The sequence below is a fragment of the Castellaniella sp. genome (genome assembly GCF_041677825.1).
Lineage (GTDB): Bacteria > Pseudomonadota > Gammaproteobacteria > Burkholderiales > Burkholderiaceae_B > Castellaniella.
Map to the genome: position 1 here is coordinate 18,206 of NZ_JBAYPG010000025.1, position 17,781 is coordinate 35,986.

A 17,781-nucleotide genomic window follows, 5' to 3' on the forward strand; every position below is an offset into this window, starting at 1 on the left:
GACCTATTTGGGGGCCATGCGGATGGCGCCATCGAGACGGATGGTTTCCCCGTTGAGCATGTCGTTGTCGAAGATGGACAGTACGAGCCTGGCGTAGTCTTCGGGGCGGCCAAGGCGCGAGGGAAAAGGCACGCTGGCAGCCAGCGAATCCTGAACCTCCTGGGGCATGTTGAACAGCATGGGCGTGCCGAAGATGCCCGGTGCGATGGTCATGCAGCGAATGCCACTGCGCGACAGGTCGCGGGCGATCGCCAATGTCATGCCCACCACGCCGGCCTTGGAGGCGGAATAGGCGCTTTGGCCGATCTGGCCATCGTAGGCAGCGACCGATGCGGTGTTGATCAGCACACCGCGCTCGCCTGTGGCCTGTGGCTCGTTGCCGGTCATGGCCTGTGCCGCCAGGCGGGACATGTTGAATGTACCGATGAGATTGATGTCGATCACGCGTCGAAAGAGGGTGAGATCGTGCGCGCCCTGTTTGCCCACGATGCGGGCGGCCGGCGCGATCCCGGCACAATTGACCAGGCCACGCAGGGTCCCCAGGGCCGCGGCGGCTTCGACCGCCTTGCTCGCGTCGGCTTCGGATGTGACGTCACAGTGCACGTAAGTCTGACCAAGTTCGCTGGCCAGGGCCTGGCCTGCCTCGTCCTGCACATCGGCCAGTACGACGCGGGCACCCTGTGCCACGAGGGCTCGGGCGGTACCGGCGCCCAGGCCGGATGCGCCTCCGGTGACCAGTATGACTTGATTCTTGATATCCATGGATTTTGACTCCTGTGTCAGGCGGATTGGCGGGGGCGCAGGATGGCGAAAATGCGCGAGCGGATTTCGTCCACGCTGCCGACCCCGGAGATTCTTGCGTAATGGGGCGCTTCGTTGGCGCCGGATGCGGCCCATCCGGAATAATAGTCAACCAGCGGGCGGGTCTGTTCGCGGTAGACCGAGAGGCGGTGACGCACGGTGTCTTCACGGTCATCATCGCGCTGGATGAGCGGCTCGCCGGTTTCGTCGTCCTGGCCCTCGATGCGCGGTGGGTTGAACCGGGTGTGATAGGTCCGGCCACTGGGCAGATGCACGCGACGCCCGCTCATGCGCTCGATGATGTCGTCTTCGGGGACGGCGATTTCGATCACGTAGTCCAGGGTGATGCCCGCCGCTTTCAGGGCATCGGCCTGCGGAATCGTACGCGGAAAGCCATCGAACAGGTAGCCTGCCTGGCAGTCGGGCTGCTGCAGGCGATCCCGCACCAGACCGATGATGAGGTCATCGGACACCAGTGCACCGCTATCCATCACGGCCTTGGCCTTCAGCCCCAGGGGCGTTCCGGCCTTCACCGCGGCTCGCAGCATGTCGCCTGTGGAAATCTGCGGGATGCCGAAGGCCTCGGTGATGAAGCTTGCCTGAGTACCCTTGCCGGCGCCGGGGGGGCCGAGCAGAATCAAACGCATGATGTCCTCCGTTGGGGTCGAATCAAGTGCCCGATTATGCCGCATTGCAACAAATTGTGCATGATTTTTTGTGCGGCTGCCCGGGCGCCGGGTGAGCGGGGCCACTGGCTCAGCCAGGTGGCGCGGTGACTGCTTGAGCAAGAATTTTGCGTACGCGCTCGAGATCTTCGGCGGTATCGATCCCGGGGGTGGGCGGGTGTTTGACCGTATGCACCAGTATCGTGTGGCCCTGTTCGAGGGCGCGCAGTTGCTCGAGCGATTCGAACTGCTCGAGCTGGCCGGCGGGCAAGCCGGGAAACTGCCGCAGAAAGCCGGCACGGTACGCATACAGCCCGATATGATGCCAGGCGGGCAGGCCGCTGGCCAGGCACTTGCGGCCATCGGCCAGTGCGTCGCGTGCCCAGGGGATTGGGGCGCGTGAAAAATACAGGGCGCGTGCGCCCGCGCCACAGACCACCTTGACGACATTCGGGTTGAACAGGGCTTCGGCATCGGCGATCGGTGCGGCACAGGTTGCCATGGCGGCCTCGGTGTGCCGCGCGAGCAATTGCGCCACTGCGTCGATGAGGGTGGGTTCGATCAGGGGTTCATCGCCCTGGACGTTGACGACGATGTCGCCATCGGGCAGACGCAGCCGCCGGGTGACCTCGGCGAGCCGGTCGGTGCCGGTTGCATGATCCGGCCGGGTGAGCATGCACTCGATGTGGTGCGCCTGCACCGTCTGCTGGATGGTCGGGTCATCGGTTGCCACCAGCACCCGTCGGGCCTGTGATCGCGCCGCCTGCCGGGCTGTACGCACGACCATGGGCAGACCGCCGAGATCCAGCAGGGGCTTTCCCGGCAGGCGCGTGGACGCGGCCCGCGCCGGGATCACGACCAGAAAGTTCATGCGGGTGTATCGGGTTCGGCCTGCAGTGACCGGGCCTGTTGTGGCAGCAGGATGGGCACGCCGTCCTGGATGGGGTAGGCCAGATGTTCGGCACCGCAGACCAGTTCGTCGTGTCCGCGGTCATGACGCAATGGCCCCTTGCACGATGGGCAAACGAGAATCTGCAGCAGGCGGGTTTCCATGGTGGGCAATGGGGCGCCATGACGGCGCATCAAAGGGCAAAACCCCTATTCTAATGCCTGCGCATCGGGTTGTGGGCGCGGCTTGCCCGCCGCGATCCGATCGAGCCGGGCGAGTACATCCGCCATCCAGGCGGCGGGTGCAAAGGCCGGCTGCGCGTGTATGACCCACAGACGTTCGTCGTATGGCGGCCGACATTTGATGGCGTCCTTGGTGGTCAGCAGGATGGGGCCTGGCGGTAGCCGCGCCAGGTCTGCGCCGGAGAGCAAGCCGTGGTCGGGTGGCGCCAGTGTGTCCTGCAAGACCAGCCCCTGGCCCCGCAACATGGAAAAGAAGCGCTGTGGCTGGCCGATGCCCGCCACGGCGCTGACGGCCTGCCCCGAGTATTGCTCGCGCCACACGGCCCACGATTGCTTGAGGCCGCTGCCCAGATGCTCTGCGCATGCGGCACGCAAGTGCATGTTCACACGCCTGCAGGTGTGCTCGTGGCCCGCGGCTGGGTCCGCGGACTCATGGCCTGGTGCACGCTGGTCTGTGGATGCGCCCTGATCTGGCGCAGGCTGGTGTCCGCGCGCATCATGGCCTGGCGCACGCTGGTTTGCGCACGCATCCTGATCTGGTGCGCGCTGGTGTATGGATGCGCCCTGGGCTGGCGGGGCGGTCAGGTGCGTGACGAGCCAGTCGGCCTGCAGCCGCCGCGTCGCCGGTTCGCGCAGGGGGCCGGCGGGCAGGAGCCGCCCATTGCCGACACCACGTGCATCCTGCACGATGATTTCGACGTCGCGCGCCAGGGCGCGATGCTGCAGCCCGTCGTCTGCAATCAGGACGTCCACCTCGGGGCAGGCCGCCAGCAAGGCCTGTGCAGCCAGGGCCCGGCGTGGATGCACGGCGACCGGGACCCGAGTGGCGGCGTGCAGCAGCGCGGGCTCATCGCCAAGCCAGTGGCTGTCCTGCGCATCTATGCTGAGATGGGGGCGGGCGCCGATTCGAGTGCCATAGCCGCGGCTGATCAGGCCCGGGTGTCGGCCCTGGCTTTGCAAATAGGCACACAGGGCCTGTGCCAGCGGCGTCTTGCCGGTACCGCCCACCAGAATGTTGCCGATGACGATGACGGGAACAGGCGCGCGCCAGGCCCTGCGGGACTGGCGCCGCAGGTGTATGCCGGACAGCCAGCCATACAGGAAGGACAGGGGCAGCAGCAAGGTGCTGACCGGACCGCGCGTGCTCCAGATGCGGTGCAGGATGTCTTCTGCACGTTTCACGGCCGGGTCTGGGTGAGGAACTGGATGCGTTCGACATGCGCAAGCCTGGCGGCCTCGAGGGCGCGCACGACTGCGGCATGGCGGGTCTGGGCATCGGCGGCCACGCGCAAGGTGGCATCCGGATGCTCTGCGAGCGCGCTCTGCAGATGCTGGGCCAGGTCTTCGTCCGAGCGGATGTCGAGCGCATGGCCACCCAGTGCATACAGGCCCTCCGGGCTGATGTCGAGCTGGACGATCGTGGCGTTGTCGATGGCTTCGGCCTGGGCCTGGGGCAGGGCGATCCGCAGCTGGGTCTGGCGTGAAAACGACGTGGTGGCCGCCAGGAAAATCAGTATCACCAGCAGGACGTCGATCAGGGGGATCAGGTTGATCTCCGGAGAATCGTGGCTTTCGCGATGGCTGAAGTTCATGGCGTGGCACGTCGGCTGATCAGCCGGTTCAGGGTTTCGGCCTCGCGTTCCATCGTGTGCAGGAAGTATTCGACCCGTGAACGGAAGTACCGATGGAATGCCAGGGCCGGAATGGCGATGAGGATCCCGAAACCGGTGTTGTAGAGCGCAATGGAGATGCCGCGTGCCAGTTGGCTGGGATCGCCGCCTGACGGGTCATAGGAACCAAAGATCTCTATCATGCCGACCACTGTGCCGAACAAGCCCAGCAAGGGCGCAATGACGGACAAGGTGGCCAGTGCAGGCAGATACCGGTTGAGCCGCCAGGAGACATCGCGGCCCACGGACTCGATGGCCGACAGGCGCCAGGCGTCGTCCTGATGGCGTTGTGCGGCGACTTCGGCGAGGATGCGGCCCATGGGGCTGCCCCGCGCAAGACGCAGGATGGTGTCGGGTTCATCCTGCTGACGGCGCACGAGTTCGAGCACTTGCTCGGGCAGGCCCGATGGCATGATCTGGCCGGTGCGCAGGGCGACGAAACGTTCGATGATGATGGCCAGGGTGATGACTGAACAGGCCACCAGCAGCCAGATCGGCCAGCCGGCCTGTTCGATGATATCGAGCACCTTGAGTGTCCTTGTGATCGGCGCCGTCCAACGGCGTACGCGCCCATTTTAAAGGCACCGCGCGCGCCTGTGTCAGGCTCGGCACACCGGCGCTGACACGGCAGGATGGCTGGGCGCTGCAAGTATCCACAGATTCTGTGGATAATTCTGTGCACAACCTCCCTGAAAGGCATGATTCAAGCGATCCAATGGTGGATTGGTTATTTATTGAGCATTTTGTGATGTTTTTAACATATTATATAAATCAATAGGTTACATTGCTTTCTTCATGCATTACATGATTATTTGTCCTGACGGGCTTGTGAATCAATGCGTTTGACAAATCTCGATGTTCTGTGGACAGGTTCGCAGGTCCTGACCTGTTGCCTGCGCCCGGAAGGCGGATTTCGGCAAACGGCCCGAGCGCGTGCCGCAGCAGGCCCTGGTGATGAAATACACTGGCCGGCGTGTAGCCCGGAGCGTGCGCCCGGGCCTGGGGTTGGAGCCCGTTGGGTGCGCTGCTCGAAATTGGGTGCGCCGCCCGAAATGCGTTAGACTTGAAGAAGTTCGAACCCCTCAGAAGGAATCATTATGGCTATTGTTCTGCCCGCACTTCCATACGCCATGGATGCACTCGCACCGCATATCTCACAGGAAACACTCGAATACCATTATGGCAAGCACCACCAGGCGTATGTCAACAATCTCAACAAGGCGATCGAAGGCACAGACATGGCCTCGCTCAGCCTGGAAGACATCATTCGCAAGTCCAGCGGCGGCGTGTTCAACAATGCGGCGCAGGTCTGGAATCACACCTTTTACTGGAACAGCCTGTCACCCAAGGGGGGCGGCGAGCCTTCCGGGGCACTGCGCCAGGCCATAGAAACCAAGTGGGGCAGTGTGGATGCCTTCAAGACGGCCTTCAGCCAATCTGCGGCGGGCAACTTCGGCTCGGGCTGGACCTGGCTGGTGAAGAAGCCCGACGGTTCGCTGGATATCGTCAATACCAGCAATGCAGGCACCACTGTCAATACCGACGATACGGCACTGCTGACCTGCGACGTCTGGGAACACGCCTACTACATCGATTACCGCAATGCGCGGCCGACCTACCTGGAAAATTTCTGGAAGCTGGTCAACTGGGAATTCGCCGCTCAGAACCTGGGCTGATGGTCCAAGGATCGCTCGTCGGCCCGCCAGGGGCGACGCACGACGCGGCACCCCGTTCGTGACCCAATGGCCCGTTACGAATGGCTCGCTACGGTTTGACGACGCGGTCGCCCACTTGCACGCCATGGCGTGCAAACCAGCCTTGATTCATTTCGAGGGCCTGCTCGGCCGGTTCGGCCGAGCAGTGGCTGCGGGTGCTCAGGGGCAGCATATCCTGTATGTCGACGATGCGCTGCTCGCGGATGAAGGCGACAGACAGGGGGATGAGGGTGTTCTTCATCCAGAAGCACTGCGTCTCGGCCACCGTGAACTCGAACAGCATGCCCGCGTTCTCGTCCAGATGACGGCGATACATCAGGCCCTGCTGCTGGGTGTAGGGGGTGTCGGCCAGTTCTGCGCGTATGGCGTGTGGCCCCACTTGCAGGGTCAGCTCGGGCAAGGGGTTCTGCAGCATGGCCAGGGCGGCCGCATTGACGCCCGCCAGTGAGATGGCCAGCGCAAATCCTGGCAGGTGGCGGATCATGTGACGCATGTGACCGGTCGTGATTTCGGAAGATCGGGCCATCGGAGGCCTGGCCGGCGGGGTTGTCGCACAGCAAAAGACATCCAGAGCACAAGGGGCTGGCAAACAGCCCCCTGGAGCCTGGATGATTATAGATGAATGAGGAAGGATCCAGATTGGCGGGCTACGCCGTGTTCAGGATGCGGCGTGTTCAGGCAGCCGAGATATTGAGTGCCTGCTTGCCCTTGGGGCCTTGCGCAATTTCGAACATGACCTTCTGGCCTTCCTTCAGGGTTTTGAAACCGTTCATCTGTATGGATGAAAAGTGCGCGAAAAGATCTTCGCCCCCATTATCGGGGGTGATGAAGCCAAAACCCTTGGCATCGTTGAACCATTTGACCGTACCGCTGGTTTTATGCGGGGTTTCGGTGCTTTCGACGGATTCGGACATGCAGACTGCCTCTCGACTATAGTATGGGGTTACGGTACCCGGTTGCCAGCAATGGTTTGCGGGGCACCCAAATCATGCTGAATTCAATATCATTCAGTCAACTATGGAAACCACTAGGTTGGACGTCATGTCGACCGATTTGCAGCTTCCCCAGATCGCCGAACCGGTATCCGTTCGGCTGGCGCCGCCACCCATGTACCAGGTCCTGCTGCTGAACGACGACTACACGCCCATGGATTTCGTCGTCCATGTGCTGCAGGCGGTCTTTCACAAGGGCATGGATGAGGCCGAGCGCATCATGCTGCAAGTGCACCATGATGGTCGCGGTATCTGCGGCATCTACACGCGCGATGTGGCTGCCACACGGGTCGACCGGGTCATACGCATGGCCCGTGCGAGGCAGCACCCGCTTCAATGCCGGATGGAACCCGTGCCGGTTTCCTGAGAAATTCTTGCCGGTTCCCTGAAAATTCCTTCCAGGTGTCCTGAGAATTCCATGCCGGTGCCCTGAGAAATCCATGCCGTGCAAGTGCCGCAAACTGACGGGCGGGTTTTCACTGAAGCCGACGGCGTGCTGTTTTAGTCATAGAATAGAGACAACGGATAGGTTCATCCGCTCCAATGCGATGGAGGAAGCGTGATTTCCGAAGAACTTGAAGTCAGCCTGCACATGGCTTTTGTCGAGGCCCGCGCGGCCCGGCATGAATTCATCACCATAGAACATCTGCTGCTGTCCCTGCTGGACAACGCATCGGCTGCCGAGGTGCTGCGCGCCTGTGGCGCCGACATCGAGCTCCTGCGTCAGGATCTGCGCAAGTTCGTGATCGAGAACACACCGGTGGTGCCCGGTTCGGGTCAGGTCGATACCCAGCCCACGCTTGGGTTTCAGCGCGTCATCCAGCGTGCCATCATGCATGTATCGTCCAGCGGTGCCAACAAGTCTGTCGTCACCGGAGCCAACGTGCTGGTGGCCATGTATGGTGAAAAAGAGTCGCATGCGGTGTATTTTCTGTTGCAGCAGGGCGTGTCGCGTCTGGATGTGGTCAATTATCTGTCCCACGGCATCACCAAAATGCCAGAGGGTTCGTCACCATCGCGCCCGGCGCGCCATGAGCCGCCGGGTGTCGAAGCGCGCGACCAGCAGAAATCGCCACTCGAAACCTATGCAACGGATCTCAATGCCGAAGCCCTCAAGGGGCATATCGATCCGCTCATCGGCCGCGAGGACGAGGTCGATCGCGTCATTCAGATCCTGTGTCGCCGACGCAAGAACAACCCCTTGCTCGTGGGCGAAGCCGGGGTCGGCAAGACCGCCATTGCCGAAGGGCTGGCCTGGCGCATCACCAAGGGCGATGTGCCCGATCTCCTGCTGTCCACGCGTGTCCATGCGCTCGATATGGGCGCACTGCTGGCCGGGACAAAATATCGGGGTGACTTCGAACAGCGGCTCAAACTGGTGTTGAAGGCGCTCAGGGATGATCGCGATGCCGTGCTGTTCATCGACGAGATCCATACCCTGATCGGGGCCGGCTCGGCATCCGGGGGCACCCTCGATGCCTCCAATCTGCTCAAGCCCGCCCTGTCGACCGGGCGTCTCAAATGCATCGGTGCCACCACCTACAATGAATATCGTGGCATTTTCGAGAAAGATCACGCGCTGGCGCGCCGGTTCCAGAAAATCGACGTGCCCGAACCCACGGTTGAACAGACCATCCGTATCCTGCGCGGCCTCAAGGGCCGGTTCGAGGCGCATCACAAGGTTCGGTATTCGGGCGCGGCGCTGTCGGCAGCGGCCGAACTGTCGGCGCGCCACATCAGTGACCGCTTCTTGCCCGACAAGGCCATCGACGTGATCGATGAGGCCGGGGCGGCCCAGCGCCTGCTGCCCAAGTCCAGGCAGAAGAAACTGATCGGCAAGCCCGAGATCCAGGCGACCGTGGCGCGCATTGCCCGCATTCCACCGCAAAGCGTCTCCACCGATGACCGCAATCGCCTGGCCACGCTCGAACGCGATCTCAAGGCTGTGGTGTTTGGCCAGGACAAGGCCATTGCGGCCCTGTCAGCCGCCATCAAGATGGCGCGCTCGGGGCTGGGGCGGCCCGACAGACCCATCGGCAGTTTTCTGTTTTCGGGTCCCACCGGGGTGGGCAAGACCGAAGTCGCACGCCAGCTGGCATTCGTTCTGGGTATCGAACTGTTGCGCTTCGACATGTCCGAGTACATGGAGCGCCACACCGTGTCGCGCCTGATCGGTGCGCCACCGGGTTATGTGGGCTTCGATCAGGGCGGTCTGCTCACCGAGGCCGTCACCAAGCAGCCGCACTGCGTACTGCTGCTCGATGAAATCGAAAAGGCGCATCCGGACGTCTACAATATTCTGCTGCAGGTGATGGATCACGGTACGCTCACCGATAATAACGGCCGCAAGGCCGACTTCCGCAATGTGATCATCATCATGACCACCAACGCCGGGGCCGAAGCACTCAGTCGTCCAGCCATCGGTTTTGCCAGTACTGCGCACGTGGGTGATGAAATGGCCGAGATCAAGCGCCTGTTTGCGCCCGAGTTCCGCAACCGCCTGGATGCCATGATCGGGTTTGCGGCGCTGTCGCGCGAAGTCATCCTGAAAGTGGTCGACAAATTCCTCATGCAACTCGAAGACCAGCTGCATGAAAAGCGGGTCGAAGCCCAGTTCACCCCCGCGCTGCGCGATTATCTGGCCCGCGAGGGCTTTGATCCGGCCATGGGCGCCAGGCCCATGCAACGGCTCATCCAGGACACCATCCGGCGTGCCCTGGCCGATGAGCTCCTGTTCGGGCGCCTGACACAGGGTGGGCAGGTGTGCGTGGATCTCGACAGTAGCGATCAGGTCGTGCTGCGTTTCGATGATTCCAGTGACCAGAGGCATACGGTGCGGGCGCGCCCGGAACCCGAACTCGTCGATTGATGCAGGTCGCAAAGCCGCTCATTGCCTGTCCGCATTGCGACACCCTGCACGTGCGCCTCGATCCGGGGCCGCGTGGCAGGGCTTTCTGCCGCTGCTGCAACAGCGTGCTGTATCGACGGGGCAGGTTGACGCCCGCCCAGTGGATCGCAATGGTCTGGACCTGCCTGATCGTCTTCATCATCGCCCAGTGGTTTTCCATCGGCACGCTGACCCTTCTGGGCCAGACGGTCCAGCTGACCTTCTGGGAGGCACTGCGCCTGGCCTGGGATCGTGGCGCCTACAGTGTTTCCATCATGACCGGGCTCGTGGGTTTCTGGTTTCCCCTGTTGCTGATTGCGCTGACCTTGCGCGTGCTGCATGCCATTGTCCTGAAACGGCAGCCCTTCGGGCAGGGCATTTCCCTGCGGCTCATCCACGCCCTGACGCCCTGGTCCATGGCCACCGTCCTGATTCTTGGGATTCTTGTTTCGATCGTGAAGATGGCCGGTTTGGCCCATCTGCAGGCCGGCCCAGGTCTCATTGGTTTCTTCCTGCTCAGTTTCCTGCTGACCGGAATGGGTCGCTGGAATGCGCACAATCTATGGCGCCATGCCGAGGATGCGGGGCTGGTGCCTGTGTCGGGCCAGCATGGCGTGGGTGCGTGCTGCGAAGCATGTGGCTTCGTTCAGGCCCCGGTCGCCGACCATCGCTGCCGGCGCTGCGATGCGCGGCTGGATTCGGGGCGTCGCGGCAGTCCCGGCGAAGTCTGGGCCTTGTTGCTTGCCGCCGCCATTTTCTACATTCCGGCCAATGTCCTTCCCATGATGGAATTTCAATCGGTCCTGGGCAACAGCAGTCATACGATTCTTGGTGGTGTGGTCGAACTTTGGCAGATGGGGTCGCTGGATCTGGCGGTGATCGTCTTCGTGGCCAGCGTGCTGGTTCCAGTCACCAAGCTGATTGCCCTGGCGTACCTGCTTCTGCGTACCCGGCCGAAAGGCGTGTACGTGCAGCGCATGCGTACGCGGCTCTACGGCGTGGTCGAATTCATTGGCCAGTGGTCCATGCTCGATGTCTTCGTGGTGGTGCTCATGGCGGCCATGGCCAATTTTCCGGGGCTGTCACAGATCGACATCGGGCCGGCTGCCCTGAACTTCGGTGCGGTAGTCGTGCTCACCATGTGGGCCGCCATGCGGTATGATCCGCGGTTGGGCTGGGATCGGCTGCGGGCCGGTACACTGCAAAAAGGAAGGCATGACTGAATCCGATCTGCCGCGGGCGGCAACCCGTGAGGCAGGCGCGCCACAGGCGGGCAGCCTGGAGACGGGCGGGTCCGGAATCCCGGATGAGGTACAGACGCCAAGGATGCGTCCAGGGCGCACGATCCATTGGTCGTGGGTCTGGCTGGTTCCGCTGCTGGCGCTGGCCGTCGGCTTGTCCCTGCTGGCCTCCGTGTGGGTACGCAGCGGGCCGGTGATCACCATCAGCTTCAGTTCCGCGGCCGGCATCGAAGCAGGGCAGACCAAGCTGCGCTACCGCAACGTGGTCGTGGGCGAGGTTTCGGCCGTGCGCGTAGCGCCAGACCGCGAGCATGTGCTGGTCGACGTACAGTTGCAACGCGAAGGCGCCGAATACATCACGCAGAAAGATGCCAAGTTCTGGGTGGTGGAGCCTCGCGTGAGCATCTCGGGCGTGACCGGGCTCGATACCCTGATTTCAGGTGTCTACCTCAGTGTGGATGCACCACTGGCGCTCTCGGATTCAGCGCCCGTGCATCATTTCACAGGCCTGAAATATCCACCCGAGGTCATCAGCGGGCAGCAGGGAACACGCTTTGTTCTGGTCTCCAATACCCTGGGTTCGTTGCGCGTGGGGGCTCGCGTTTTCTATCGCCGCATCGACGTAGGCCGCGTGGTCGCCTACGACATGGCTGACGATGGCCAGTCCGTCCGTCTGCAGATTTTTGTCGAAGCGCCCTATGATGCATACGTAACATCCGATTCGCGCTTCTGGAACGACAGCGGTATCGACATGACCATCTCCGCCAACGGGGTCGAACTGCGCACCAGCGGGCTTTCGGCCATTCTGGACGGCGGCATCTCGTTCGCACCGGCCGATGAAGCCACGACATTCGATGGGGTGGCCTCGCGCGTGCCGGCGCGTCCGGGTACGGAGTTCACGTTGTTTGAGACACGCAAGAAGGCCCTGGCCGAGCCCGACGGCATTCCACTGCCCATAGAAATGCGGTTTGCACAATCCGTGCGCGGCCTGCAGGTGGGCGCTGGGGTCGAGTTCCGCGGCATGCCCATTGGTGAAGTGCTGGACATCGATCTCGAGTACGATGCGCGCCACCGGCGTTTCTATACCCGCGTGCGGGCCAACCTGTACCCCATGCGCTTTGGCCAGCTGTACCCGAAACTGGTGAAGGCCGCCGGCAATGCCAAGAGCGATTCATTGATCGATCCGCTGGTGGAAAACGGTCTGTGCGCCCAATTGAAGACGGCAAACCTGCTCACCGGGATCCAGTACGTGTCCCTCAGCTTCTGCCAGAAGGACGAGATCCCCGCCGAAATCCCCGGGGATGAGCCGCCGATGGCGACCCTGGTGCCCACCATTCCGGGTGAATTCGACCGTCTGCAGCAGCAGATCGGCAGCATCGTCACCAAGTTGGATGCGTTGCCGCTCGAAGACATCGGGCGCAATCTGTCCGACAGCCTGGCTTCGCTCAATGGGCTCTTGGGTACGGTGGATACGAAACTGGTGCCCGAATTGTCCGGTACGCTGGGGGCGGCCCGGCGTTCGCTTGACAAGGTCGGCGGGGCGCTGGGGCCCGATGCGCCCATCATGGGCAGTCTGCATACCACGATGGGCAGCCTGCAGGCCACCATGCAGCAGGTGGGGCAGGCGGCGCGCGCCCTGCGGGTGCTGGCCGATCTTCTGCAGGCCCATCCTGAATCGCTGTTGCGTGGCTTGCCATCTGATACCCTGCGTTGAAAAGAGACCGTATGTCCCCCTGGCCCGTCCTGTTGTCACTTTGCCTGCTGAGCGCCTGCGCTACAGCCCCCACACGCTATTACAGCCTGGCGTCGGTCGACGACAGCGTGCGGGCTGAAGCATCCGCTGCGTCGTCCCGCACAGAGGCATCTGACACCAGGGACGCAGCACGTGGCCTGCGTCTCGAGGTCGTCGAGGTTCCGGCACAAGTCGATCGCCTGCAGCTGGTGGTTCAGGCACCCCGGCGCGATCCGGCCAACGAGGTTCAGGTGCTCAACGAATCGCTCTGGTCGGCAGCCCTCGAGAATCAGCTTCAGGCTGTACTGTCATCGCGCGTCAGTGCCGGCCTGGGCCTGATCGATCTGCAGAAGCTGCCGCTGGCTGCCGACCTTCCGGCGCGCACCATCGAAGTGCGTCTGACACGCTTCGATATGGTTTGGGGCCAGTTTTCGCAGATGACGGCGACCTGGGTGGATCAGGCGCCAGACCGCGATGCGCCATACATCTGCGAGGCCGATATCCAGGTGCCTGCCGGCAGCAGCGTGGCAGAACTGGTGCAGTCACAGCGCCAGGCGACGGGGATCCTGTCCGAGTTGATCATACATACAGCCATGGGGTTAACCACTGCTGTACAAGATTATCCGCTAGTGTCAAAATTCGGTTGTACCTAGACACAATTTACGGTTAACTCTCTGATATGGCCACGGTCACTCTGGGCGTGAAGGTTGATGAATCCTTGCGCGAGCGCCTGCGCAATGTGGCAGCTGACATGGGTTGCACGCCGCACTGGCTGCACAGGCAGGCTCTGCTCAGCTACATCGAATCCATAGAGCGGGGCCATGTGCCCCCCGAGTTGCAGCGCCATGGCCAGGATGACGGCGCCGAACCAGTGCCCGAGCCGGGGTGGCAGCCACCATTCCATGAATTCGCCCAGGAAATCCAGCCCCAGTCGGTGTTGCGGGCGGCCATCACGGCGGCGTATCGGCGCCCCGAACCCGACTGCGTGCGCATGCTGCTCGAACAGGCCGAATCCGGCCATGCCGATGCGGTGCAGGCCCTGGCCAGACGCCTGGTCACTGCGCTGCGCCGCAAGCGCAAGGGGGGTGGGGTCGATGGGCTGATCCAGGAATTCTCCCTGTCCAGCCAAGAGGGCGTGGCCCTGATGTGCCTGGCAGAAGCCCTGTTGCGCATCCCGGACCAGGCCACACGCGATGCGCTGATCCGCGACAAGATCAGCCAGGGCGACTGGCGGGCACACCTGGGCGAATCGCGCTCACTGTTCGTGAATGCCGCCACCTGGGGCCTGCTGGTGACCGGCAAGCTGGTCAGTGTCAACAGCGAACAAAGGCTTTCCCAGGCCCTGACGCGCCTCATCGGCCGGGGTGGCGAACCACTGATCCGGCGTGGGGTGAACATGGCCATGCGCCTCATGGGCGAACAGTTCGTCACGGGGCAGACCATCTCGGCCGCCCTCGCCAACAGTCGCAAATACGAAGACATGGGCTTTCGGTATTCGTACGACATGCTCGGTGAGGCAGCGACCACGGCCCACGACGCCGAACGCTACAGGCAGTCGTACGAACAGGCCATCCATGCCATTGGCAAGGCGGCCCAGGGGCGTGGCATCTACGAAGGGCCGGGCATCTCCATCAAGCTGTCGGCGCTGCATCCGCGCTACGAACGCGCCCAGCGTGATCGCGTCATGGCTGAGTTGCTGCCGCGCCTGGCCGGTCTGGCCGTTCTGGCACGCCAGTACGACATCGGCCTGAACATCGATGCCGAAGAGGCTGACCGCCTCGAACTTTCACTGGACCTGCTCGAGGCGCTGTGCGTCGATGCCCGCCTGGCGGGCTGGGACGGGATCGGGTTCGTGGTCCAGGCCTATCAGAAGCGGGCACCGCAGGTGATCGACTTCATCATCGATCTGGCACGCCGTACCCGGCATCGCATGATGGTTCGGCTGGTCAAGGGCGCCTACTGGGACACCGAAATCAAGCGCGCCCAGGTGGATGGCCTCGAGGGCTATCCGGTCTATACCCGCAAGGTGCACACAGACGTGTCGTACCTGGCCTGTGCCCGGCGCCTGCTGGCCGCACCCGAGGCGGTCTTTCCCCAGTTTGCCACGCACAACGCCCAGACGCTGGCGTCGATCTACCATCTTGCCGGCCAGAATTACTATCCGGGCCAATATGAGTTCCAGTGCCTGCACGGGATGGGTGAGCCGCTGTACGAAGAAGTGGTGGGCCCGGTGTCCAAGGGGCGCCTCAACCGCCCGTGTCGCGTATATGCGCCCGTCGGTACCCACGAGACCCTGCTGGCCTATCTGGTCCGGCGCCTGCTCGAAAATGGCGCCAACACGTCGTTCGTCAATCAGGTCGGTGATGCCGGCATACCTGTCGATGCCCTCATCGAGGATCCAGTGGCCAGGGCGCGTGCCATTCGGCCGGTGGGCGCACCGCACGAACGCATTGCATTGCCCCGCGATCTGTACCGGGCCGGGCAACGCCTCAATTCGCAGGGTCTGGACCTGAGCAGCGAGCATCGTCTGGGCTCGCTGGCCGCCGCCCTGCTGTCCAGTGCAGATCGGTCATGGCGGGCCGCACCAGCCGGACAGACCGGCAACGCAGCGGCACGGCCCGTGCTCAACCCGGCCGATCATCGCGACGTGGTCGGCCACGTGCACGAAGCCGGTGACGGCGATATCCGGCTGGCCCTGCAACAGGCCCAATACGCAGCGCCCATCTGGCAGGCCACAGCGGTCTCCGAACGGGCCCACTGCCTGCGTGCAGCCGCGCAACTGATGGAAGACGAAATGCAGTTGTCGATCGGGCTGATCGTGCGCGAGGCGGGCAAGTCCTACCCGAATGCCATTGCGGAAGTCCGCGAGGCCGTTGATTTCCTGCGCTACTATGCCCGGCAGATCGAAGCCGGTTTCTCGAACGACAGCCATCGTCCGCTGGGGCCCGTGCTGTGCATCAGCCCGTGGAATTTCCCGCTCGCCATCTTCACCGGCCAGATCGGCGCAGCCCTCGCGGCCGGCAATGTGGTGCTGGCCAAGCCGGCCGAGCAGGCCACGCTGATTGCCGCCTACGGGGTCTCGGTGCTGCATCGCGCCGGGGTGCCGGCCGATGTCGTGCAGCTTGTGCCCGGGCAGGGCGAAACCGTGGGCGCAGCGCTGGTCGCGAGCCCGGCGATCCGCGGTGTGCTGTTCACAGGTTCCACCGATGTCGCGCGGCAGATTGCCGCCACCTTGGCAGCCCGCCTGGATGACGCGGGTCATCCCATTCCGTTGATCGCCGAAACCGGCGGCTTGAACGCGATGATCGTCGATTCATCCGCACTGACCGAGCAGGTGGTCTACGATGTGCTCGATTCGGCATTCGATTCTGCCGGGCAGCGCTGTTCCGCCCTGCGCATCCTGTGTGTCCAGGAAGATTGTGCCGATCGTACCCTGGGCATGCTCGGCGGGGCCATGCTCGAGTTGCGGGTCGGGCGCCCGGAGCTTCTGGCCACGGACATCGGCCCGGTGATCGATGCCGAGGCACGCGCCACGATCGAAGCGCACGTGCAGGCCATGCAGGCGGCGGGCCATGAGGTCGTGCGCTATCCGCTCGATCCGGCCCTGGCGCATCTCGGCACCTATGTGGCACCCACCCTGATCTTCATCGATGATGTCGCGCAGGTCGAACGCGAGGTGTTCGGCCCGGTGCTGCACGTGTTGCGCTACGCCCGAGACGATCTGGATGCGTTGATCCAGGCGATCAATGCGCGGGGTTACGGGCTCACGTTCGGCGTGCATACCCGCCTGGATGAAATGGTCCACCACGTCACTGCGCGCGTGCGTGCCGGCAACCTGTATGTCAATCGCAATATCGTCGGCGCCACCGTGGGGGTACAACCCTTCGGAGGCGAGGGGCTTTCGGGCACGGGCCCGAAAGCAGGCGGGCCGCTCTATCTGCATCGCCTGCTGTCCCGCGGCCCGGCCTGGCTGCCCGAGAACGCCCTGGCGCCAGGAGATGAGGGGGTGTCTTTGCCGGGCCCGACAGGGGAGACCAACCACTACCGCCTCAGGCCGCGGGGTACGGTGCTGTGCCATGCATCCAGCGCAAGAGGCGCACAGGCGCAGTTCGAGGCCTGCGCACGCACCGGCAATTCGATGCTGTGGGTGGATCACCCCGGGGTCCGCGCGTGGTGGCATGGGCAGGCCGGGCCAGGCGAGCCCCAATGGGTAGCGGGTGATGCGCTGGATGCGGCGGCCTTCCAGGCGGTGCTTTTCGAGGGTGACAGCGATGCATTGCAGGCCCTGGCGCAGGCCATCGCCGCGCGCCCGGGGCCGATCCTGCCTGTCATTGCCCTCAACCACGATGAACTTGCGGCGGGTGCTGCGTATCCCCTGGAAATGCTGGTGCGCGAGGTGGCTCTGTGTATCAATACGGCCGCGGCAGGCGGCAATGCCACGCTGATGATGGTCGGTTGATACGGGGGGTACGGCCCCTACGACGCCCCGGTGCTGCCAAACCCCCCGGTGCCGCGGCCGGTCGTGGTGTCGAATGCCTCGACCAGGTGCAGATCGACCTGCACCACGGGCTGGAACAGGAGTTGCGCGATGCGCTCGCCGGGCTGCACCGCGTACGCCTGCGTGCCCTCGTTGCTCAGCAGGACCTTGATTTCCCCATGGTAATCGGCATCGATCACGCCGATCCCCTGCGCGACGCGGACGCCATGTTTGAGCGACAGGCCGGATCGTGAAGCCACGATGGCGACCAGCCCGGGATCCATCATGTTCAGTGCCAGCCCGGTGCCGATCGGCAGGCGCTCGCCGGGTTGCAGGATCTCGGGTTCGGCCAGGCAGGCGCGCAGATCCAGGGCCGCAGATCCACTGGTGGCATAGGTGGGCAGCGCGATTTTCCCGTGCAGGAGTGGGTTGACGATGCGGGCCTGGATGAGACGTCGTTGCATGGGGAT

The 17,781-nt window shown here is 63.4% G+C and carries 17 protein-coding genes; 7 read left to right on the forward strand and 10 right to left on the reverse strand.

All coding sequences use genetic code 11. The features are described from left to right. Positions 1-3 precede the first annotated feature (3 nt). The 7 genes from WCY17_RS10920 to WCY17_RS10950 form a co-directional block, all read right to left on the reverse strand. The gene (locus tag WCY17_RS10920; protein ID WP_372702219.1) at positions 4-762 is read right to left on the reverse strand and encodes a 3-hydroxyacyl-CoA dehydrogenase; all 759 of its coding nucleotides are present in this window, start codon (positions 760-762) and stop codon (positions 4-6) included. A 17-nt stretch (positions 763-779) separates the two neighbouring features. Further along, complete coding sequence (adk, locus tag WCY17_RS10925) at positions 780-1,448, reverse strand: adenylate kinase (RefSeq protein WP_372702221.1); 669 nt, start codon at positions 1,446-1,448, stop codon at positions 780-782. A 109-nt stretch (positions 1,449-1,557) separates the two neighbouring features. Continuing rightward, positions 1,558-2,337, reverse strand: coding sequence for a 3-deoxy-manno-octulosonate cytidylyltransferase (kdsB, locus tag WCY17_RS10930; RefSeq protein ID WP_372702222.1), 780 nt, complete (start codon positions 2,335-2,337; stop codon positions 1,558-1,560). Next, a complete protein-coding gene (locus tag WCY17_RS10935; protein ID WP_372702223.1) occupies positions 2,334-2,519 on the reverse strand; it encodes a Trm112 family protein in 186 nt (61 codons plus the stop codon). The genes kdsB and WCY17_RS10935 overlap by 4 nt, the downstream gene beginning before the upstream one ends. Before the next feature lie 45 nt (positions 2,520-2,564). Next, positions 2,565-3,779 carry a tetraacyldisaccharide 4'-kinase gene (gene lpxK / locus WCY17_RS10940; protein WP_372702224.1) on the reverse strand — a complete coding sequence of 405 codons (1,215 nt, stop codon included), beginning with the start codon at positions 3,777-3,779 and terminating at the stop codon, positions 2,565-2,567. Next, positions 3,776-4,189, reverse strand: a complete 414-nt coding sequence (locus WCY17_RS10945) for an ExbD/TolR family protein (protein ID WP_372702225.1) — start codon at positions 4,187-4,189, stop codon at positions 3,776-3,778. The genes lpxK and WCY17_RS10945 overlap by 4 nt, the downstream gene beginning before the upstream one ends. Further along, a complete protein-coding gene (locus tag WCY17_RS10950) occupies positions 4,186-4,794 on the reverse strand; it encodes a MotA/TolQ/ExbB proton channel family protein (protein WP_372702226.1) in 609 nt (202 codons plus the stop codon). Before WCY17_RS10950 ends, WCY17_RS10945 begins: the two co-directional genes overlap by 4 nt. A 570-nt stretch (positions 4,795-5,364) precedes the next feature. Here WCY17_RS10950 and sodB point away from each other — a divergent pair. Continuing rightward, on the forward strand, positions 5,365-5,943 hold the full coding sequence (sodB, locus tag WCY17_RS10955; RefSeq protein ID WP_372702227.1) for a superoxide dismutase [Fe]: 579 nt from the start codon (positions 5,365-5,367) through the stop codon (positions 5,941-5,943). Positions 5,944-6,031: 88 nt separating this feature from the next. Here sodB and WCY17_RS10960 read toward each other — a convergent pair whose 3' ends face one another. Together WCY17_RS10960 and WCY17_RS10965 are read right to left on the reverse strand one after the other, a co-directional pair. Beyond that, positions 6,032-6,475 carry a DUF192 domain-containing protein gene (locus WCY17_RS10960; protein ID WP_372702228.1) on the reverse strand — a complete coding sequence of 148 codons (444 nt, stop codon included), beginning with the start codon at positions 6,473-6,475 and terminating at the stop codon, positions 6,032-6,034. Between the two features lie 181 nt (positions 6,476-6,656). After that, positions 6,657-6,896, reverse strand: a complete 240-nt coding sequence (locus tag WCY17_RS10965; RefSeq protein WP_372702229.1) for a cold-shock protein — start codon at positions 6,894-6,896, stop codon at positions 6,657-6,659. A 127-nt stretch (positions 6,897-7,023) separates the two neighbouring features. On the opposite strand from WCY17_RS10965, the gene clpS reads away from it, so the two are divergent. The 6 genes from clpS to putA all read left to right on the forward strand — a co-directional run bounded on the left by clpS (position 7,024) and on the right by putA (position 17,293). Continuing rightward, a complete protein-coding gene (gene clpS / locus WCY17_RS10970; protein ID WP_372702230.1) occupies positions 7,024-7,341 on the forward strand; it encodes an ATP-dependent Clp protease adapter ClpS in 318 nt (105 codons plus the stop codon). A gap of 192 nt (positions 7,342-7,533) precedes the next feature. Further along, a complete protein-coding gene (clpA, locus tag WCY17_RS10975) occupies positions 7,534-9,843 on the forward strand; it encodes an ATP-dependent Clp protease ATP-binding subunit ClpA (RefSeq protein ID WP_372702231.1) in 2,310 nt (769 codons plus the stop codon). 149 nt (positions 9,844-9,992) lie between these two features. Next, the gene (locus tag WCY17_RS10980) at positions 9,993-11,084 is read left to right on the forward strand and encodes a paraquat-inducible protein A (protein WP_372702232.1); all 1,092 of its coding nucleotides are present in this window, start codon (positions 9,993-9,995) and stop codon (positions 11,082-11,084) included. Further along, positions 11,077-12,816, forward strand: coding sequence for an intermembrane transport protein PqiB (locus tag WCY17_RS10985; protein ID WP_372702233.1), 1,740 nt, complete (start codon positions 11,077-11,079; stop codon positions 12,814-12,816). Before WCY17_RS10980 ends, WCY17_RS10985 begins: the two co-directional genes overlap by 8 nt. A gap of 11 nt (positions 12,817-12,827) precedes the next feature. After that, positions 12,828-13,487: a membrane integrity-associated transporter subunit PqiC gene (locus WCY17_RS10990; RefSeq protein ID WP_372702234.1), complete on the forward strand. Its 660-nt coding sequence runs from the start codon at positions 12,828-12,830 to the stop codon at positions 13,485-13,487. 26 nt (positions 13,488-13,513) lie between these two features. Further along, the gene (gene putA / locus WCY17_RS10995) at positions 13,514-17,293 is read left to right on the forward strand and encodes a trifunctional transcriptional regulator/proline dehydrogenase/L-glutamate gamma-semialdehyde dehydrogenase (protein ID WP_372702235.1); all 3,780 of its coding nucleotides are present in this window, start codon (positions 13,514-13,516) and stop codon (positions 17,291-17,293) included. 17 nt (positions 17,294-17,310) lie between these two features. Here the strand turns inward: putA and dut are convergent, their stop codons facing one another. Further along, entirely contained in the window at positions 17,311-17,775 is a 465-nt protein-coding gene (dut, locus tag WCY17_RS11000) for a dUTP diphosphatase (RefSeq protein WP_372702236.1), read from the reverse strand. Positions 17,776-17,781 lie beyond the last annotated feature (6 nt).